Raw genomic sequence first — 17928 nt, 5'->3', positions numbered from 1 at the left:
GAGCGCGTCGGCGAGCGCGCCGGCCAGCGGGCCCTCGGCGGCCGCGGCCGCGGTGGCGGCCATGCGGGCGACGTCGGGGCGCAGCCCGCGCAGGCTCTCGGCCAGCCAGGCCGCGGCCGAGCCGACGGTGGTGAGCAGCTCGGTGAGCGCCGGCCACTCGCTGTGCCAGGCGCCCGCGGCCCGCTCGTGCTCCTGCTCCATCGCGCCGAGGAGGGTGGCGACCAGCCCGGGCGCGCGGCGGGCGCAGGCGCGGGCGGAGATCGCGGCCACCGGGTTGCGCTTGTGCGGCATGGCCGAGGACCCGCCGCGGCCCTCCCCCACCTCAGCGGCCTCGGCCACCTCGGACTGGGCGAGCAGGACGACGTCGACGGCGACCGTGGCGACCGCCCCGGCCGCGGCGCCCAGGGAACCGGCGAGGTCGGCGATCGGCAGCCGCACGGTGTGCCACGGGACGGCGGTGGACGCCAGGCCCAGCTCCTGGGCGAGCGCCGCCCGCACGGCGACGCCGGCGCCGTCGCTGGCCGCCAGCGTGCCGACCGCGCCGCCGTACTGCACCGGCAGCGAGGCGACCACCTCGGCCAGCCGGACCCGGGCGCCGTCGAGGCCGGCCAGCCAGCCGGCCGCCTTGAGCCCGAAGGTGGTGGGCAGCGCCTGCTGCATCAGCGTGCGGCCCATGACGACGTCGTCCCGATGGGTGCGCGCCAGCCCCGCCGCGGTCTCCGCGGACGCGGCGAGGTCGGCGTCGATCGCGGCGACGGCGTTGCGCGCCAGCACCAGCAGCGCGGTGTCGAGGACGTCCTGGCTGGTGCCGCCGACGTGGACGGCGACCGCGTCGCGCTCCCCCACCGCGTCCTGCACCGCCCGCACCAGCGGCGGCACAGGGTTGCCCGCGTCGGCGGCCCGCGCCACGACGGTGGCGAGGTCCAGCCGGGACGGGTCGGCGCAGGCGGCCGTGACCGCGTCCGCCGCCGTCGTCGGCACGAGCCCGGTGCGCGCCGCGGCGCGGGCGAGAGCGGCCTCGACCTCGAGCAGCGCCCGGAACCAGGCGTCGTCGGAGACCGCGGCCGCCGCCGCGCCGCGGGCGAACGTGCCGGCGAACAGACCTGTCACGGTGTCCTTCCTACCGTGACCGGTCACAGCGCGAAGAAGACCGTCTCCGCGTCGCCCTGCAGGTGGACGTCGAACTCGTAGCCGTCGGCCGTCGGCGCGGCGATCAGCGTGTCCCGCCGGTCCTCCGGGATGCCGCGCAGGACGACGTCCTCGGCGTTGGCCGCGGCCTCGTCGGCGAAGTAGATCCGGGTGACCACCCGGTCGAGCAGGCCGCGGGCGAAGACGCTGACGTCGATGTGCGGGGCCTGCAGGCCGCCCTCGCCGTCGGGCAGCCGGCCCGGCTTGAGGGTGAAGAGGGCGAACTCGCCGGGGGGATCGATCGTCTGCACCCGGGCGTAGCCGCGGAAGCCGGGGTAGGACGACGCGCCGCGCGGGTCCTCGGGCGACGGGAAGCCGCCGTCCGGGTCGGCCTGCCAGGTCTCCACCATGGCGTCGGGGACGAGGGCGCCGGCGCCGTCGAAGACCCGGCCTCGGATCCAGATCCCGCCCTCGGTGCCCTCGGCGGCGGCCCACGCGCCGTCCGGCCAGGTCAGCCCGATCGCCAGGTACGGCCCGACGGTCGCGCTCGGGGTGGGGCCCAGCCGCAGCGGCCCGGTGAGGAAGCCGGTGCCGCGCTGCCCCGACCGCGGCTGGAAGGGCTCGGTGGGGTCGGCGGGGACGTCCAGCGGGTTGTAGGTGGTCACGCGACATCTCCGTCGTCGTCGGTCTCGAACGGGGTCTGCTCCGCGCCGCGCAGCACGATGTCCCACTGGAAGGCCAGCGCCCAGTTGTCCTGGGTGCGCTCGAGGTCGTACCGGCTGATGGCCCGGTGGCGGGCGGCCGGGGGGATGGCGTTGTAGATCGGGTCCTGACCGAACAGCGGGTCGTCGGGGAAGTACATCTGGGTGACCAGGCGCTGGGTGAAGGCCCGGCCGAACAGGCTGAAGTGGATGTGTGCCGGGCGCCAGGCGTTGTGGTGGTTGCCCCACGGGTAGGCCCCTGGCTTGATCGTCAGGAACTCGTACCGGCCCAGGCTGTCGGTGACCACCCGCCCGAGGCCGTCGAAGTGCGGGTCCAGCGGCGCCGGCCAGTTGTCGACGACGTGCCGGTAGCGGCCGGCCGCGTTGGCCTGCCACACCTCGACCAGCGCGTCGGGGACCGGGCGGCCGCCGCTGTCGAGCACCCGCCCGTAGACGAGGATCCGCTGGCCCACCGCCTCGCCGCCGTTGCGCCAGGTCAGGTCGGCGTCCTGCGGGACGACCCGCTCCTCGCCGAGCACCGGGCCGGTGACCTCGGTCAGCCGGTGCGGCAGGTCGACCGGCGTCCGCAGCGGTGCCCGCAGCCCGGTGCTCTTGTAGTCGGGGTACCCGACGGGAGTGCGCAGCGAGGGGTCCTCGCGCAGGTAGCGCGGCAGGTGCAGCCGGCTCTCGGAAGTGGTCCCGGTCATGCTGGGACGGTACGGCCGCCGGACTAGGCTGCCCAAGCCGAGACTGCCGTCCAGTGGAAAGGGGTGCCCGTGGCCGGTGGGAGCGCGACGCCCGGGCGGTCGGTCACCTCGCGGGCGCTGGCGGTACTCGACGCGTTCAGCAGCAGCGCTCCGCGGCTGTCGCTGTCGGAGATCGCCGAGCGATCGGGGACGCCGCTGTCGACGGCCCACCGACTGCTCGGCGAGCTCACCGACTGGGGTGCGCTGCAGCGGCGGGCCGACGGGCGCTACGAGATCGGCCGCAAGCTCTGGGACCTCGGGTTGCTCGCCCCCGTGCAGCTGGAGCTGCGGCAGGTGGCCGCCCCGTTCCTCCTCGACGTGCACACCGCCACCCGCGACACCGTGCACCTCGCCGTCCGGGAGGGGCGCGCGGCCCTGTACGTGGAACGGATCTCCGGCCGGGTGTCGGTACCGGTGGTCAGCCAGGTGGGCAGCCGGCTGCCGCTGCACGCGACCGGGGTGGGCAAGGTGCTGCTCGCCTCCGCGCCGGACGACGTGGTGGAGGGGGTGCTGCGGTCGCTGACCCGGGCGACCCGGCACACCGTCGTCGACCCGGCCCGGCTGCGCCGCGAGCTGGCCGAGGTGCGCCGCCGCGGGTACGCGCGCACCGCCGAGGAGATGTCGCTGGGCACGCTCTCGGTCGCCGTCCCGGTGCGGGCCGAGCGCGGCGGGGCCCCGGTCGTCGTGGCCGCGCTGGGCATCGTCGTCCCCAGTCACCGTCGGGATCTGACCCGGCTGGTGCCGGTCCTCGAGGTGGCCGCGCGGGGCATCGGGCGCGGGGTGTCGCGGGCCCAGCACTTCCACTGAGCGAGAGCCGACGGTTCCCCCGCCCGGATCCCGGCGGTCACACTCCCCCCGTGCGAACTCAGGTGGGGATCATCGGCGCCGGCCCGGCCGGCCTGCTGCTGTCGCGGCTGCTGCACCTCCAGGGGATCGACTCGGTCGTCCTGGAGAACCGGTCGCGGGCCTACGTGGAGGCCCGCATCCGCGCCGGCGTCCTCGAGCAGCACACCGTCGACACGCTGACCGCCGCCGGCGTCGGCGACCGCCTGCGGCGCCAGGGGCTCGAGCACCACGGCATCCACCTCCAGTACCCCGGCACCCGGCACGAGCTGGACTTCCCGGCACTGTGCGGCCGCACGGTCTGGGTCTACGGCCAGACCGAGGTCACCAAGGACCTGATCACGGCGCAGCTGGACGGCGGCCCGCCGCTGCTGTTCGAGGTCTCCGACGTCCACCCCGAGGACGTCGACGGCGACTCGCCCCGCATCCGGTTCACCGACGCCGACGGCGTGGCCCAGGTGCTCGAGTGCGACGTCATCGCCGGCACCGACGGCTTCCACGGCCCCTCGCGCCAGGTGGTCCAGGCCGCCGGCGGGACGGTGTGGGAGCGCACCTACCCCTACGCGTGGCTCGGCGTCCTGGCCGACGCCGCGCCGGCGACCGACGAGCTGATCTACGCCTGGCACCCCGAGGGCTTCGCGCTCTACTCGATGCGCTCGCCGACGGTGTCGCGGCTGTACCTGCAGGTCGACCCGCACGAGAGGATCGAGGACTGGTCCGACGACCGGATCTGGGACCACCTCGCCCGGCGGTTCGCCCTCGAGGGCTGGGAGATCAGCACCGGCACCATCACCGAGAAGTCGGTGCTGCCGATGCGGTCGTTCGTCAGCGCCCCGATGCGCCGCGGCCGGCTGTTCCTCGCCGGGGACGCCGCGCACATCGTCCCGCCGACCGGCGCGAAGGGCCTCAACCTCGCCGTCGCCGACGTCACCCTGCTGGCCTCGGCGCTGGTGCGGCTGCTCCAGGAGAAGGAGTCCGACCTGGTCGACACCTACTCCGACCGGGCGCTGGCGCGCGTGTGGCGGTGCACCCACTTCTCCTGGTTCATGACCTCGATGTTGCACCGCTCCGGGGACGACTTCGACGCCGAGCTGCAGCTGTCGCAGCTGCGCCGGATCGTCGCCTCGGAGCCCGCGGCCCGCGAGCTCGCGGAGAACTACACCGGCCTGCCCCTCGACCTCTGACCTGCTCCCGAGGCGGCGGTTTCCGCGGAAACCGCCGGTCCCGAGGCGGCGGTTTCCGCGGAAACCGCCCGGTCAGGGGGCGGCGTGGAGCAGGGTGAGGACGGCGTCGGCGGTGTGCGGGGCCAGCGGGAGGTGCGGCAGGACCGCCGGCAGCTCCTCGGGCTCGAGCCCCTCGGCCAGCAGCGCGCCGAGCAGCCGGTCGGCGGAGGCCGGCGGGACCGGCTCGGGCAGGCCCTCGGCCGCGAGGGCGGCCCGGGCGATGAACACCGCACCCGACGCGGCGGGGTCCTCCGCCGGAGGCGGCTCCGCGGCGGGCGCGGTCGCGCGGGTCAGCGCCTCCGCCGCGCGGACCAGCGACAGGGGCAGTCCCGCCGCCTCCACCTCCAGCAGCGGCTGGTCGGCCAGCGCGGCGAGCACCAGGTGCTCGGCCTCGGTCCGCAGCGGCGCCTCCCACTCCCCCGCGCGGACGGCGCCGACCAGGTCCCGGCCGTCCTCCCCGAGGTCGTCGAGCAGCTCGGCCCAGTCCGCCCGCCGGGTGGACAGGGCCCGCTCGGCGGCGAGCACGCAGGTGGCCAGCACGAAGGGCTCGAGCACCTCCCGGTCGAACCGGTCGGCGTAGACGCCGCCGTCGGCGTCCACCGCGTTGAGCACGTCGCGGAAGCTGCCGGGCCGGGCGTCGCCGAGGTCGAGCCGGCCGTCCTCCTCGCCGCTGAGCGCCAGCCCGCGCGCGGCGCGGTCGCCGATCGTGCCGCCGGTCTCGACGAGCCGCCCGCGCCGGCGCTCGTGGTGCGGCCGGTCGGACAGGCCGACGCTCCAGGCGCAGGCCTCGGCGATCAGTGCGGGAGTGCGCTCCCGCAGCACGTCACGGGTCAGCTGCCCCATCCAGTCGACGTCGAACACGTCGTCGAGGGTGCCCGTTCCGGCGGTCAGCCGAACAGGTCGCCCAGGAACGACTGCTTGCGCTTGGACCCGTACCCGGACGACGACGAGTGCTTCTTCCCCTGCACCTGGTTGAGCACCTCGCCGACGACGGCACCGAGCCCACCGGCACCGAGCCCACCGGCCCCGATGCCACCGGCGCCGTGCCCGCCGGACGCCGGACCGGTCGAGCCGCCGGGAGCCCCGTGCGACGCGGCGCCCTGCCCGGCCGGGGAGCGGCCGTGCCAGGCGGTCTCCGCGTCGACGAGCCGCTCGAGCTCGCCGCGGTCGAGGAAGATGCCGCGGCAGTCGGAGCACTGGTCGACGTGCACGCCGTTGCGCTCGTAGGTCCGCATCGAGCCCTGGCACTTCGGGCAGATCAGGTCCATGGCGGGGCAACGCACGACCCGCCGCAGACGGTTCCCCGCCGCCGTCCCTCCCGGCCCTACCGACGGGTAGCTCTTGTGGCATCGTCGGGGTCCCGTTCTGCGAGACGGCGACGCCGCCGTCAGGAGATGAGGTCCGATGCGGTTGCAGCTGTCCCCGGAGATGGAGGCCTTCCGGGAGGAGATGCGCACCTTCTTCACCACCCAGGTGCCGCAGGAGATCCGCGACACCGTCGCGGCCCGCCGCCACGTGACCAAGGAGCACTACGTCCAGACCCAGCGGGTCCTCAACGCCGCCGGCCTGGCCGTGCCGCACTGGCCGGTCGAGTGGGGCGGCCGGGACTGGACCCCGCTCCAGCGGCACATCTGGCGCGAGGAGATGCAGCTGGCCTGCGTCCCCGAACCGCTCGCCTTCAACTCGAGCATGATCGGCCCGGTGCTCGCCGCGTTCGGCAACCAGGAGCAGAAGGAGCGGTTCCTGCCGGCGACGGCGAACCTCGACATCTGGTGGTGCCAGGGCTTCTCCGAGCCCGAGGCCGGCTCCGACCTCGCCTCGCTGCGCACCACCGCCGTCCGGGACGGTGACGACTGGGTGGTCAACGGCCAGAAGACCTGGACCACGTTCGCCCAGCACGCCGACTGGATCTTCTGCCTGGTCCGCACCGACCCCACTGCGGAGAAGAAGCAGCGCGGCATCTCCCTGCTGGTCTTCCGCATGGACTCCCCCGGCGTCACGCTGCGCCCGATCGAGCTGATCGACGGCAGCCACGAGGTCAACGAGGTCTTCTTCGAGGACGTCCGCGTGCCCGGCGAGAACCTCGTCGGCGAGGAGAACCGCGGCTGGGACTACGCGAAGTTCCTCCTCGGCAACGAGCGGGTCGGCATCGCGCGGGTCGGCAGCACCAAGCGGCTGCTGGCTCAGGCCAAGGAGCACGCGGCGCAGATCACCTCCGGTGGCCGGCCGCTGAGCGAGGACCCGCACATGGCGGTCCGCCTCGCCGAGGTCGAGAACGAGCTGCTCGCGCTGGAGCTGACCGCGCTGCGCGTCGTCGCCACCTCCTCCGACGGCAAGCCGCACCCGGCGTCGTCGGTGCTGAAGCTCCGGGGCTCGGAGCTGCAGCAGGCGGCCACCGAGTTGCTGGTCGACATCGCCGGCCCGCTGTCGGTGGCGTCGTTCGCCGGGGAGGACTCGCTGGTGCCCGACTGGGCCCGGGTGGCCACCCCGGAGTACCTCAACCACCGCAAGGTCTCCATCTACGGAGGCTCCAACGAGGTGCAGCGCACCATCATCGCCGGCACGATCCTGGGGCTGTGATCTGACGTGGACTTCACCTTCGACAGCGAGCAGAACGACCTGCGTGGGGCCGTGCGCGGTCTCCTGGACCGGGCCTACGGCGACAGCGAGCAGCGCCGCAAGGTCGTCGCGGCCGACCCCGGGTTCGACGAGAAGACCTGGGCGCGGCTGGCCGAGATGGGCCTGCTCGGGCTGCCCTTCGCCGAGGAGCACGGCGGCATGGGCGCCGGGCCGATCGAGGTGGCGATCGTCGCCGAGGAGATCGGCCGCGTGCTGGCGCCCGAGCCGTTCGTCGAGGCGGTGGTCCTCGCCGGCGGCGTCGTGGCCGCGGTGGGCACCGATGCCCAGCGCGCCGAGGTGCTCGGGCCGCTGGCCGAGGGCGGCAGCGTGCTCGCCTTCGCGCACGCCGAGCCGGGCACCCGGTGGAGCCCGGCCGCGGCCGGGGTCACCGCGACCGGGGACGGCGACACCTGGCGGCTGACCGGCGTCAAGGAGCCCGTGCCGAACGGCGCGCGGGCCGACGTCCTCGTCGTGTCCGCGGTCGTCGACGGCGGGACCGCGCTCTTCCTCGTCCGCGGCGACGCCGAGGGGCTGGCCCGCACCGGCTACCGCACCCACGACGGCGGCCGCGCCGCCCAGGTGCGGTTCGACGGCACCCCGGCCGAGCTGCTCGGCGAGGGCGGCGGTTCCGCGGACCGGACGGCCGACATCGAGCGGGCCCAGGCCGCCGCCAGCATCGCCTACAGCCACGAGGCGATCGGCGCGATGGAGACCGCGCTGCGGACCACCGCCGAGTACCTCAAGACCCGCAAGCAGTTCGGGGTCACGCTCAGCCGGTTCCAGGCCCTGACCTTCCGGGCGGCGGACATGTACATCTCGCTGGAGCTGGCCCGGAGCACCGCGCTGTGGGCCGCGATGGTCCAGGACGCCGGTGGGGACGTCGTCACCGCGGCCGACCGCGCCCGGCTGCAGACCAGCCGAGCCGGCCGGCACATCGGCCAGGAGGCCATCCAGCTGCACGGCGGCATCGGGGTGACCGCCGAGTACAAGGTGGGCCACTACACCAGCCGGCTCACCGCGATCGACCACCTGCTCGGGAACGGCGACTGGGCCGCGGCCCGGCTCGCCGCGGGCGTCTCGACGTACGAGACGGTCGACCCGCTGGGCGCGCCCTACACCGGCTGAGGGACGGCGGGCGGCGTCCCCGATCCGGGGGCGCCGTCCGTTCAGCCGAGCATCGCCAGGCGCAGCTCCTCGGCCTCGGCCCGCACCTTCTCCAGCACCGGCCCGACGGCGTCCTCCCGCAGCACCCCGCCGGTCAGCCGCTCGACCGGCACCGGCAGGTAGCCCTCGGTGGTCAGCCGGGAGGCGATCTCCAGGGCCACGCGCAGCAGGGCGCCCTCGTCGGAGGCGAGGTCGTCGACGGCGCCCAGCGGCTCGACCATGCTCCGCGGGAAGCCCCACTGCTCCAGGGCGACGGCGGTCAGCCGGAAGGCGTGGATGCCGTAGCGCCGCACCTCAGCGGCCCGCCGTCCGCCGTTGGCGGGCTCCGCGGCGGTGAGCTCGGCGTAGCCCTCCTGGTCGTTGTGGTGCAGCAGCGCGACCCCGACCGGGGCGAGCAGCCCGAGGCACAGCGCGTCCTGCGGCCGCTCCCCGAAGCGGGGCGCGAGCGTGGACGCGGCGAGCGCGACCCCGGTGCTCATCCGCCAGAAGTCCCCGGGCAGCCGCGACTCGTCGTCCAGGTCGGTGAGCGCGACGGTGGCCATGGTCCGCACCGTGGTGAAGCCGATGACGGTCACCGCGAACTGCAGCGAGGTCACCCGGCCGCGCATGCCGAAGTACGCGGAGTTGGCCAGCTTCATCACCCGGCTGGCCAGTGCGACGTCGGCGGCCAGGATCTGGGCGAGCGCCTTGGCGCTGGTGTCGTCGGAGTTGGCGACCGACACGATCTGCGCCGCGACCGGCTTCTGCGCGGCCATGGTGTCGATGCTCGCGAGCACCGCGTCCAGGTCGAAGGACGGTGCGGCGGCCAGGGTGGGGGGCACGTCGGCTCCAGTGCGGGGAAACGGGTGGACGGAGGGGCCGCGGGACGGGGACCGCGTCATCGGGCGTGCGCGGCGAACCACTCGGCGGCCCGCGCGCCGGTCATCGGCTGGGCCAGGCTGTAGCCCTGCAGGTAGGCGGCCCCGAGGCGGGTCAGCTCGGTCGCCTGCTCGGCGGTCTCGACGCCCTCGGCCACCGTGGTGAGGCCGAGGTTGGTGGCCAGCGCGATGACCGCCGAGGCGATCTCGGTGTGCCCGTGGGACAGCTCGGCGACGAAGGAGCGGTCGACCTTCAGGCAGTCCACCGGCAGGTGGCGCAGGTAGGCCAGCGAGGAGTAGCCGGTGCCGAAGTCGTCGATCGCCAGCTGGACGCCGAGGTCGCGCAGCTGGGTGAGCACCACGCGCGCCGAGTCGGGGTCCTGCATGAGCGCCGACTCGGTGATCTCGATCGACAGCCGGGAGGGGTGCAGCCGGTGCCGCTCCAGGGCGGCCACCACGTGCGAGTGCAGGTTGTCGTCGAGCTGCAGCGCCGACACGTTGACGTTGGCCCGCTGCGGCGCCGCCCCGCCGAGTTCGCGGTCCCACTCGGCCAGCTGCCGGCAGGTCTCGTCCAGCACCAGGAGGCCGAGGCCGCCGATCAGCCCGCTCTCCTCGGCGAGGGCGACGAAGGTGGCCGGGCTGATCGCGCCGCGCTCGGGGTGCTCCCAGCGGGCGAGGGACTCCACGGCGGTGGCGGTGCGGTCCGCGGAGCTGAAGATCGGCTGGTAGAGCAGGGTGATGTCGCGGTCCTCGACGGCCCGGCGCAGCTCGGCCACCAGGCGCAGCTTGTCGCGGGCCTCGGCGCGGGCCTGCTGGTCGAGCACGGTGATCCGGCCCTTGCCGCCGGCCTTGGCCTGGTACATCGCGATGTCGCAGTCGCGGATGAGCTCGTCGGCGGCGAGGTGCTCGGCGGTCTGCACGGTGACGCCGACGCTGGCGTGCGGGCGGACGTCCACCCCGCCCAGTCGCACCGGCTGGGCCAGGGCCGCGCCGATCCGCGTCGCCAGGGTGACCGCGGCGTCCTCGTCGAGACCCTCGCAGACGACGACGAACTCGTCGCCGCCGAACCGGGCCACCAGGTCGCCGGGCCGCACCGTGGCGCGCAGCCGGGCGGCGACCTCGACGAGCAGCTCGTCCCCGGCCGCGTGGCCGAGGGAGTCGTTGACCACCTTGAAGTTGTCGAGGTCGAGGAAGAGGCAGGCCAGCCCGCTGTCACCGGGGCGGAACCGGGCGCCGACGTGGTCGGCGAGCAGCGTGCGGTTGGGCAGGCCGGTGAGCGGGTCGTGGTTGGCCTGGTGTGCCAGGCGGGCCTCGAAGGCCAGGCGGTCGGTGATGTCCTCGATGATGCCGACGAAGCCGGCGCCGACGCCGGGGGTGAACAGGTGGGCGAACCGGATGACCGTCGTCCGCTCGGTGCCGTCCTCGCGGACCAGCCGGGCCTGCGCCTCGCCCTCCCCGCCGCCGAGGACGGCGACGACCTGCTCGATCACGCCGTCGAGGTCGTCGGGGTGGACGGTGGCCATCCAGCCGGTGCCTAGCAGCTGCTCGGCCTGCAGGCCCACGAGGCTGCAGAAGGCGTCGTTGACGTGCGCCAGCCGCATGCCCTGCTCCGACAGCAGCGTGGGGATCGGCGAGCGCTCGGTGAGGGTGGCGAAGCGCTGCTCGTGCGCGTCGGCGGTGGCCCGCAGCGCCCGCTCCTGGTCGTTGGCCGCGGCCACCAGCCGGAGGGTCCACATCCGACCGGACGGCGTGGGGGTGGCCACGACGACGGTGTCGACCAGGGCGCCGCTCGCCGTCCGGACCTGCAGGGTCATCTGCGCGCTGCGCTCGCGCCGCAGCAGCAGCTTGACCTCGCCGCCGCGCAGCGTGGGCACCAGTGCCGACACCGGCAGCGAGCGCAGGTCCTCCAGGCCGTAGCCGAGCAGGTGGGTGGCGCCCTCGTTGCCCCAGGTGATCCGGTGCGTGCCCGCGACCATCTCCGCGACGAGGAGGGCGAGGGTGTCGCTCACCGCCGCGCCGTAGAAGATCGAGGAGACGATCTCGCGGGACACCAGCGGTTCGGCCGGCACGCTCGGCGCTGACACGTTCCCCCCCCTCGCGGACGGACCGGCCTCGGGTGCCGGTCGGGCCGGGTGCCCGGCTCACGGTCAAGTACGGCAGCCGGGGGTCGTGGGTGCACCCGGCGCGGGCGCCCCGTCACCCTCTCGGGTGGGGTCGCGACCCCGCCCGGGCGCCGCGGGTTCCACGGCGCCGGGCATGATCGGCCCCGCACCGCACCTCGAGGTCCCGCCGACGCCGCCGGGGCCGCCCCCAGGAACGGAGTGGACGTGCTCATCGGAGTGCCCAGGGAGGCCCGGCCCGGCGAGACCCGGGTGGCGGCCACACCGACGACCGTGCGGCAGCTGCTCGCGCTCGGCTACGACGTGCTCGTCGAGGCCGGCGCCGGGCGGTTGGCCAGCTTCCCGGACGACGCCTACGCCGCGGCCGGCGCACGGATCGGGACCGGCGCCGACGCGTGGGCCGCCGACGTCGTCCTGCACGTGGCCAAGCCGACGACCGACGAGCTCGCCCTGCTCCGCGACGGCGGGATCCTGGTCAGCACGCTGAGCCCGGCGCTGGACCCCGACCTGGTGCAGGAGCTGGCCGCGCGGCCGGTCACCGCGCTGGCGATGGACGCCGTGCCGCGCATCTCCCGGGCGCAGTCGCTGGACGTCCTGTCCTCGATGGCCAACATCGCCGGGTACCGCGCGGTGATCGAGGCCGCGCACACCTTCGGCCGGTCGTTCACCGGTCAGGTCACCGCGGCCGGCAAGGTGCCGCCGGCCACCGTGCTCGTGGTGGGCGCCGGGGTGGCCGGGCTGGCCGCGATCGGGGCGGCGAGCAGCCTGGGCGCGATCGTCCGCGCCACCGACGTCCGGCCCGAGGTCGCCGAGCAGATCGAGTCGATGGGCGGGGAGTACGTCGGGGTGCCGGCCGACGAGCTGCAGGGCGGCGGCACCGGCTACGCGAGCGTCACGTCCGAGGACTTCGACCGGCGGGCGGCCCTGATGTACGCCGAGCAGGCCCGCGAGGTCGACATCGTGATCACCACCGCGCTCATCCCCGGGCGGCCCGCGCCGCGGCTGATCACCGAGGAGATGGTGGCGAGCATGCGGCCGGGCAGCGTGGTGGTGGACATGGCCGCCGCGCAGGGCGGCAACGTCGCCGGCTCGGTGGCCGACGAGGTGGTGGTCACCCCGAACGGGGTGTCGATCATCGGCTACACCGACCTGCCCGGTCGGCTGCCCGGCCAGGCCTCGCAGCTGTTCGGCACCAACCTGGTCAACCTGGTCAAGCTGCTCACCCCCGGCAAGGACGGGCAGGTCGTCCTCGACCTCGACGACGTCGTGCTGCGGTCGATGACCGTCGTCCGGGGCGGCGAGGTGCTGTGGCCGCCCCCGACGGTGCAGGTGTCGGCGGCGCCGGCGGCCGGAGGACGGGCCAGCGACCCCGCACCGCGCGCGGCCGCCGTCCCGGTGGCGGCGTCCCCGCCGTCCCCGGCCCGGCGGGCCGCCATCGTCGGCGGCGCGGCCGTGGTGCTCTTCCTCGTGACGGCGTTCTCCCCGGACCCGCTGATCGGCAACCTCACGGTCTTCGCGCTGGCGATCGTCGTGGGCTTCTACGTCATCGGGAACGTGCACCACGCGCTGCACACCCCGCTGATGAGCGTGACCAACGCGATCTCCGGGATCATCGTCGTCGGCGCCCTCCTGCAGCTGGGCCACACCGGCCCCCTGGTCACCGCGCTCGCTTTCGTCGCGGTGCTGGTGGCCTCCATCAACGTCTTCGGCGGCTTCGCCGTGACCCGCCGCATGCTCGGCATGTTCACGAGAGGCTGACCGTGACCGCGCTCTCCGCCGCCTCCGCGGCCTACATCGTCGCCGGCCTGCTGTTCGTCCTCAGCCTGGCCGGGCTGTCCCGCCACGAGACCGCGCGGACGGGCAACGGCTTCGGCATCGCCGGCATGGCCATCGCGCTCGCCGCGACCATCGGCCTGGCCGCGCGCGACCTGGACGCGGGCGCGACGGCGCTGATCGCCGTCGCCATGGTCGCGGGCGCGGCCATCGGGCTGTGGCGGGCCCGCCGGGTGCAGATGACCGGCATGCCCGAGCTGATCGCGATCCTGCACAGCTTCGTCGGGCTGGCCGCGGTGCTGGTCGGCTGGAACGGCTACCTGTCCGTCGAGCGCGCCGGCGCCGCCCAGACCGAGGTGCCCGAGAACCTGCTCGGCATCCACTCCGCCGAGGTGGTCATCGGCGTCTTCATCGGCGCGGTCACCTTCACCGGCTCGATCGTCGCCTTCCTCAAGCTGTCGGCCCGCATCAAGAGCAACCCGCTGATGCTGCCGGGCCACAACTGGCTCAACCTCGGCGCGCTGGTCGCCTTCGCCGCGCTCACCGTCGCCTTCGTCGTCAGCCCGAGCCTGGGCGTGCTCGCCGCCGTCACCGTCCTCGCCCTCGCGCTGGGCTGGCACCTGGTCGCCTCGATCGGCGGCGGCGACATGCCCGTCGTCGTCTCGATGCTCAACAGCTACTCCGGCTGGGCGGCCGCCGCGTCGGGCTTCCTGCTCGACAACGACCTGCTGATCATCACCGGCGCCCTGGTCGGCTCCTCCGGTGCCTACCTGAGCTACATCATGTGCCGGGCGATGAACCGCTCCTTCCTCTCGGTCATCGCCGGCGGCTTCGGCAACGAGGGCAGCACCGCCGCGGCCACCGAGGACGGCGAGCACACCGAGATCACCGCCGAGGACGCCGCCGACCTGCTCCGGACCGCCCGGTCGGTGATCATCACACCCGGCTACGGCATGGCCGTCGCGCACGCCCAGGGCCCGGTCGCCGAGCTCACCCGCAAGCTCACCGACAAGGGCGTGCGGGTCCGCTTCGGCATCCACCCGGTCGCCGGCCGGCTGCCCGGCCACATGAACGTGCTGCTGGCCGAGGCCAAGGTGCCCTACGACATCGTCCTGGAGATGGACGAGGTCAACGACGACTTCCCCGACACCTCCGTCGTCCTGGTCATCGGCGCCAACGACACCGTCAACCCCGCCGCCCTCGACGACCCGGGCAGCCCCATCGCCGGCATGCCGGTGCTGCACGTGTGGGAGGCCGAGGACGTGATCGTCTTCAAGCGGTCGATGAACACCGGCTACGCCGGCGTGCAGAACCCGCTGTTCTTCCGGGACAACACCCGCATGCTCTTCGGCGACGCCCGCGAGCGGGTGGACGACATCCTGCGCTCCCTGTGAGCAATCCCGCGGTCCTCGCCAGGCACTGTCGGTCCCGCTGAGCAACGCCTACCGTGGGTGTGTGCGCACTCAGGGACTGGTCACCGAACCGGTCCCCGTCGGCCCGGCGGACCACCTCTGCTGGGTCTACGAGGACGCGACGTCCTTCACGGCCGTCGCCGCCCGCTTCCTCGCCGGTGGCCTCACCCGCGGCGAGCGGCTGGTCTACGTCGGCGACGAGGACACGATCGACCTGCTCCGCAGCCGGCCCGGCCCGCTCGGCGCGGTGGAGCAGCTCGAGGCCGCCGGGACGCTCACGGTGCTGCCGCTGTCGCAGGCCTACGGCCGCGACGGCGGGTTCTCCCCCGAGGACCAGCTCGCCTTCTACGACGCCGCAACCCGCGAGGCGCTCGACGGCGGCGCCGTGGGCCTGCGGGTGGTCGCCGAGCTCACCGGGCTGGCCGCCGACCCCGGCCGCCGGTCGGAGCTGGTCCGCTGGGAGCACCTCGCCGACGGCTTCTTCGCCGGCGGTGCGGGCATGTCGGCCCTCTGCGCCTACCGCCGGGGCGCGCTCGGGGACGACGTCCTGCGCGAGGTGGCCGCGGTGCACCCGCAGGCGCGCGTGCCCGACGGCGTCCAGGCCGACGAGCTGGTGCCCTTCCGGGTGTTCGTCGACGGCGACCGGCTGGCCGTCTCCGGCTGCGTGGACGCCTTCGGTGCCGACCGGCTGCGCCGGCTGCTCACGACCTCCCCCGTCGACCGCGCCGAGGTGGCGATCCTGGACGTCGGGCTGCTCACCTTCGCCGACGCGGCCGGGTGCCGTGCACTCGCCGCCTGGGCTCAGGACCGGGTCACCCGCGGGCGGCGGGCCGAGCTGGTCGGCGCCTCCCCGCTGTTCGCCCGCGTGTGGCGGCTGCTCGGCTACGACCGGATCGCCCCCGTCACCACCGCCGGACGCGCGGCGTGACCGCCGCGCCCTCGGGCGCGGCGACCCAGCCCGCGTTCGTGCACGAGACCCTCCCCTACCGCGGCGACGAGGAGTTCCTCGCCGGCGTGGTCGGCTTCGTCCGCGACGGCCTGGCACGGGACGAGACGGTGGTCATCGTCGAGCCGACGCCCCGGCTGGCCCAGCTCCGCGAGGCGCTCCGCGGCGACGCCGGCGACCTGCAGTTCCTCGACATGACCGACGTCGGCGCCAACCCCGGCCGGATCATCGCCGCGTGGTCCGCGGCGCTCGACCGGACCACCCGCGCCGGCCGGGTCCTGCGCGGGGTCGGCGAGCCGGCGCACCCGGCCCGGTCGGCGACCGAGCTGGTCGAGTGCGAGCTGCACGAGCACCTGCTCAACACCGCCTTCGACGGCGGCCCGGCGTGGCGGCTGCTCTGCCCCTACGACGTGGAGGGCCTCGCGCCGTCGGTGACGGCCCGCGCGCTGACCACCCACCCGTTCCGCGCGGGCCCGGACGGGCGGCCCCTCCCCACGGGGAAGCACACCGCACGGACGCCGGCCGAGCTGCTGTGCGAAGCGCTCCCGCCGCCGTCGGCCGAGGGCGTGCTGCGCGGGGAGTTCGGCGCCGGCGACGTGCCGGCCGTCCGGCGGACCGTCGCCCAGTACGCCCGCTCCTGCGGCCTCTCCGACGACCGCGCCGCCGGCCTCGAGCTGGCTGCCTCCGAGCTGGCCACCAACAGCGTCCGCCACGGTGGGGGCGCCGGGACGCTGGCGATGTGGACCGAGCCGGGCGCCGCCGTCGTCGAGTTCTCCGACGCCGGACGGCTGATCGATCCGCTGGTCGGCCGGCGTCCCCCGGCCACCGAGGAGTACGGCGGCCGCGGCGTCTACCTGGTGCACCAGCTCTGCGACCTCGTGCAGGTCCGCTGCACGACCCAGGGCACGACGGTCCGCATCTCCACCTGGCTCTGACGGTTGCGGCGCGGCCCGCCGTCGCCCACGGTTGCCCCGTGGACCCCTTCCGTGGCCTGGGCATGCCGCGCATCCCCGGACTCTCCGAGCTGATCACCCTCATGCAGAACCAGACGGAGGCGCTGTCCCAGCTGCCGCGGACGATGAGCGACCTCAACACCGCCGTCCGGGAGCTCATCGCCGCCACCACCGTCGCGACCGACACGATCGCGTCGGCGCAGCGCACCGCCGAGCGCCTGGAGGCCCTCGTCGAGGAGCTCGAGGAGCCGGTGCGGTCCCTGCGGCCCGGGCTGGAACGGGTGAGCAAGGTGCTCGACGACCCGGTGATCGACACCGTCCCGGACACCCTGCGGCGGATCTCGGAGGACCTGCTGCCGCTGATCCACGGGCTGCGGCAGGCGACCACCCGGGTGAGCTCGGTCGCCGGCATCCTGCGCCGCCGGCCCCGGCCGGAGGACCCCGAGGGCGAGGTGCCCCCGCCGGTCGCCTGATCACCCGTCCCGCTCGAGCACGAAGGCGAACGGCGCGTCCAGGCCGCGCGCGTCCATGAGCCCGAGCAGCACGTCGGGGCTCACCTGGCGGAACGCGTCGACGACCGGCAGCCGGTCGTAGACCAGCGCGGCGGTGAGGACGCCGCGGTGCTCCAGCCGGCGCACCCGCGCCGTCGGCCGCCGGGTCGCCAGCAGCGGACGGACGGTGGCGAACGCGGCGCGGGCCGGGGCGCTGCGGGCCGGCGCGGGTGCGCGCAGGAGGAGGGCCAGCGGTGCGAGGGCCGGGTCCACGGGCCGCGGGACGCCGGCCTGGTCGCGGAACAGCAGCGGGTGCACGGTGTCGGCGTCGAGGAACTCCTTGCCGTACCAGCGGTGTGCGGGGAGCAGCCCGTCCAGCGGCGACCCGGTCGGCAGCTCGGACCCGCGCCAGCGGCCGATCAGCGTGCCCGGCTCGACGGCGGGCAGCCGGTCGGCGAAGGCGAGGACGTCGACGGGTGCGGCGCCGCCGCGGTGCCGCTCCAGCCAGTCCAGCGCCCCGGTCACGGGATCTCCCAGTGCGCCGGGTGCTCGAGGCCGGCCGGCAGCCGGGTGCCCGCGTCGCCGCGCGCGGCGGCCACCTGCGGCCGGGTCAGGAACAGCGCGCCGGTGAGGTCGGCGCCCCGCAGGTCCGCGGCGCGCAGGTCGGCGCCGAGCAGGTCGGCCAGCCGCAGGTCGGCGTCCCGCAGGTCGGCGCCGATGAGGTAGGCGCCGCGCAGGCCGGACCCGCGCAGGTCGGCGCCGTGCAGCCGCGCCCCCACGAGGTCCCCACCGCGCCGTACCCGCGTGCGGCCCCGGACGCCGGCGCGGGCCCGCTCGCTGACCGACCGCAGCAGCCCGCCGGCCTCCTCGCGCAGGGCGGCGGTGTCGACGGCGGCGAGCTCGTCGGCGCCGGCGCCGGTCGGCCGCTCGGTGCGGTCGCGGGCCGCGAGCA

The 17928-nt window shown here is 75.1% G+C and carries 18 protein-coding genes; 9 read left to right on the top strand and 9 right to left on the bottom strand.

The window, feature by feature from the left end; genetic code table 11:
• The 3 genes from pcaB to pcaH all read right to left on the bottom strand — a co-directional run.
• Window positions 1–1110: 3-carboxy-cis,cis-muconate cycloisomerase (gene pcaB, locus MY526_RS25590; RefSeq protein WP_436705365.1), on the bottom strand; the 1110-nt coding region annotated here is incomplete at its 3' end.
• A gap of 23 nt (window positions 1111–1133) precedes the next feature.
• Complete coding sequence (gene pcaG, locus MY526_RS25585; RefSeq protein ID WP_436695721.1) at window positions 1134–1793, bottom strand: protocatechuate 3,4-dioxygenase subunit alpha; 660 nt, start codon at window positions 1791–1793, stop codon at window positions 1134–1136.
• Window positions 1790–2536, bottom strand: coding sequence for a protocatechuate 3,4-dioxygenase subunit beta (gene pcaH / locus MY526_RS25580; RefSeq protein ID WP_436695720.1), 747 nt, complete (start codon window positions 2534–2536; stop codon window positions 1790–1792). Before pcaH ends, pcaG begins: the two co-directional genes overlap by 4 nt.
• Before the next feature lie 69 nt (window positions 2537–2605).
• Between pcaH and MY526_RS25575 the strand changes: the two genes are divergently transcribed.
• Together MY526_RS25575 and MY526_RS25570 are read left to right on the top strand one after the other, a co-directional pair.
• The gene (locus MY526_RS25575) at window positions 2606–3382 is read left to right on the top strand and encodes an IclR family transcriptional regulator (RefSeq protein ID WP_436705364.1); all 777 of its coding nucleotides are present in this window, start codon (window positions 2606–2608) and stop codon (window positions 3380–3382) included.
• Window positions 3383–3432: 50 nt separating this feature from the next.
• Window positions 3433–4602, top strand: coding sequence for a 4-hydroxybenzoate 3-monooxygenase (locus tag MY526_RS25570; RefSeq protein ID WP_436695718.1), 1170 nt, complete (start codon window positions 3433–3435; stop codon window positions 4600–4602).
• 72 nt (window positions 4603–4674) lie between these two features.
• On the opposite strand, the gene MY526_RS25565 is transcribed toward MY526_RS25570, so the two are convergent.
• Window positions 4675–5502, bottom strand: a complete 828-nt coding sequence (locus MY526_RS25565) for a hypothetical protein (protein ID WP_436695717.1) — start codon at window positions 5500–5502, stop codon at window positions 4675–4677.
• A gap of 26 nt (window positions 5503–5528) precedes the next feature.
• Window positions 5529–5909 carry a zf-TFIIB domain-containing protein gene (locus MY526_RS25560; RefSeq protein ID WP_436695716.1) on the bottom strand — a complete coding sequence of 127 codons (381 nt, stop codon included), beginning with the start codon at window positions 5907–5909 and terminating at the stop codon, window positions 5529–5531.
• Window positions 5910–6045: 136 nt separating this feature from the next.
• Here MY526_RS25560 and MY526_RS25555 point away from each other — a divergent pair, with 136 nt between their 5' ends.
• The gene (locus tag MY526_RS25555) at window positions 6046–7221 is read left to right on the top strand and encodes an acyl-CoA dehydrogenase family protein (protein WP_436695715.1); all 1176 of its coding nucleotides are present in this window, start codon (window positions 6046–6048) and stop codon (window positions 7219–7221) included.
• Between the two features lie 6 nt (window positions 7222–7227).
• Complete coding sequence (locus MY526_RS25550; protein ID WP_436695714.1) at window positions 7228–8385, top strand: acyl-CoA dehydrogenase family protein; 1158 nt, start codon at window positions 7228–7230, stop codon at window positions 8383–8385.
• Between the two features lie 41 nt (window positions 8386–8426).
• Here the strand turns inward: MY526_RS25550 and MY526_RS25545 are convergent, their stop codons facing one another.
• Both MY526_RS25545 and MY526_RS25540 read right to left on the bottom strand, forming a co-directional pair.
• Window positions 8427–9245: an HDOD domain-containing protein gene (locus tag MY526_RS25545; RefSeq protein WP_436705363.1), complete on the bottom strand. Its 819-nt coding sequence runs from the start codon at window positions 9243–9245 to the stop codon at window positions 8427–8429.
• 56 nt (window positions 9246–9301) lie between these two features.
• On the bottom strand, window positions 9302–11365 hold the full coding sequence (locus MY526_RS25540; protein WP_436695712.1) for a putative bifunctional diguanylate cyclase/phosphodiesterase: 2064 nt from the start codon (window positions 11363–11365) through the stop codon (window positions 9302–9304).
• Between the two features lie 243 nt (window positions 11366–11608).
• Here MY526_RS25540 and MY526_RS25535 point away from each other — a divergent pair, with 243 nt between their 5' ends.
• The 5 genes from MY526_RS25535 (at window position 11609) to MY526_RS25515 (ending at window position 16958) form a co-directional block, all read left to right on the top strand.
• On the top strand, window positions 11609–13159 hold the full coding sequence (locus MY526_RS25535; protein ID WP_436705362.1) for a Re/Si-specific NAD(P)(+) transhydrogenase subunit alpha: 1551 nt from the start codon (window positions 11609–11611) through the stop codon (window positions 13157–13159).
• A gap of 2 nt (window positions 13160–13161) precedes the next feature.
• Window positions 13162–14568 (top strand): Re/Si-specific NAD(P)(+) transhydrogenase subunit beta, encoded by a 1407-nt coding sequence (gene pntB / locus MY526_RS25530; RefSeq protein ID WP_436705361.1) that lies wholly within the window; start codon window positions 13162–13164, stop codon window positions 14566–14568.
• Between the two features lie 61 nt (window positions 14569–14629).
• On the top strand, window positions 14630–15514 hold the full coding sequence (locus MY526_RS25525) for an MEDS domain-containing protein (RefSeq protein WP_436695709.1): 885 nt from the start codon (window positions 14630–14632) through the stop codon (window positions 15512–15514).
• Entirely contained in the window at window positions 15511–16467 is a 957-nt protein-coding gene (locus tag MY526_RS25520; protein WP_436705360.1) for an anti-sigma factor RsbA family regulatory protein, read from the top strand. Before MY526_RS25525 ends, MY526_RS25520 begins: the two co-directional genes overlap by 4 nt.
• A gap of 38 nt (window positions 16468–16505) precedes the next feature.
• Window positions 16506–16958: a hypothetical protein gene (locus MY526_RS25515; protein WP_436695707.1), complete on the top strand. Its 453-nt coding sequence runs from the start codon at window positions 16506–16508 to the stop codon at window positions 16956–16958.
• On the opposite strand, the gene MY526_RS25510 is transcribed toward MY526_RS25515, so the two are convergent.
• Both MY526_RS25510 and MY526_RS25505 read right to left on the bottom strand, forming a co-directional pair.
• Entirely contained in the window at window positions 16959–17501 is a 543-nt protein-coding gene (locus MY526_RS25510; RefSeq protein ID WP_436705359.1) for a GXWXG domain-containing protein, read from the bottom strand. It lies immediately after the preceding gene.
• Window positions 17498–17928: pentapeptide repeat-containing protein (locus MY526_RS25505; RefSeq protein WP_436705358.1), on the bottom strand; the 431-nt coding region annotated here is incomplete at its 5' end. The genes MY526_RS25505 and MY526_RS25510, both read right to left, overlap by 4 nt.

The organism is Geodermatophilus sp. CPCC 205761 (genome assembly GCF_051383655.1).
Lineage (GTDB): Bacteria > Actinomycetota > Actinomycetes > Mycobacteriales > Geodermatophilaceae > Geodermatophilus.
The sequence above is the reverse complement of the archived record's forward strand: the minus strand, read 5'-3'. Positions and strand labels throughout refer to the sequence as shown.

Coding starts and splice junctions, on each gene's coding strand:
- pcaH (WP_436695720.1), bottom strand. CDS start 2,536: ATGACCGGGACCACTTCCGAGAGCCGGCTGCACCTGCCGCGCTACCTG.
- MY526_RS25560 (WP_436695716.1), bottom strand. CDS start 5,909: ATGGACCTGATCTGCCCGAAGTGCCAGGGCTCGATGCGGACCTACGAG.
- MY526_RS25555 (WP_436695715.1), top strand. CDS start 6,046: ATGCGGTTGCAGCTGTCCCCGGAGATGGAGGCCTTCCGGGAGGAGATG.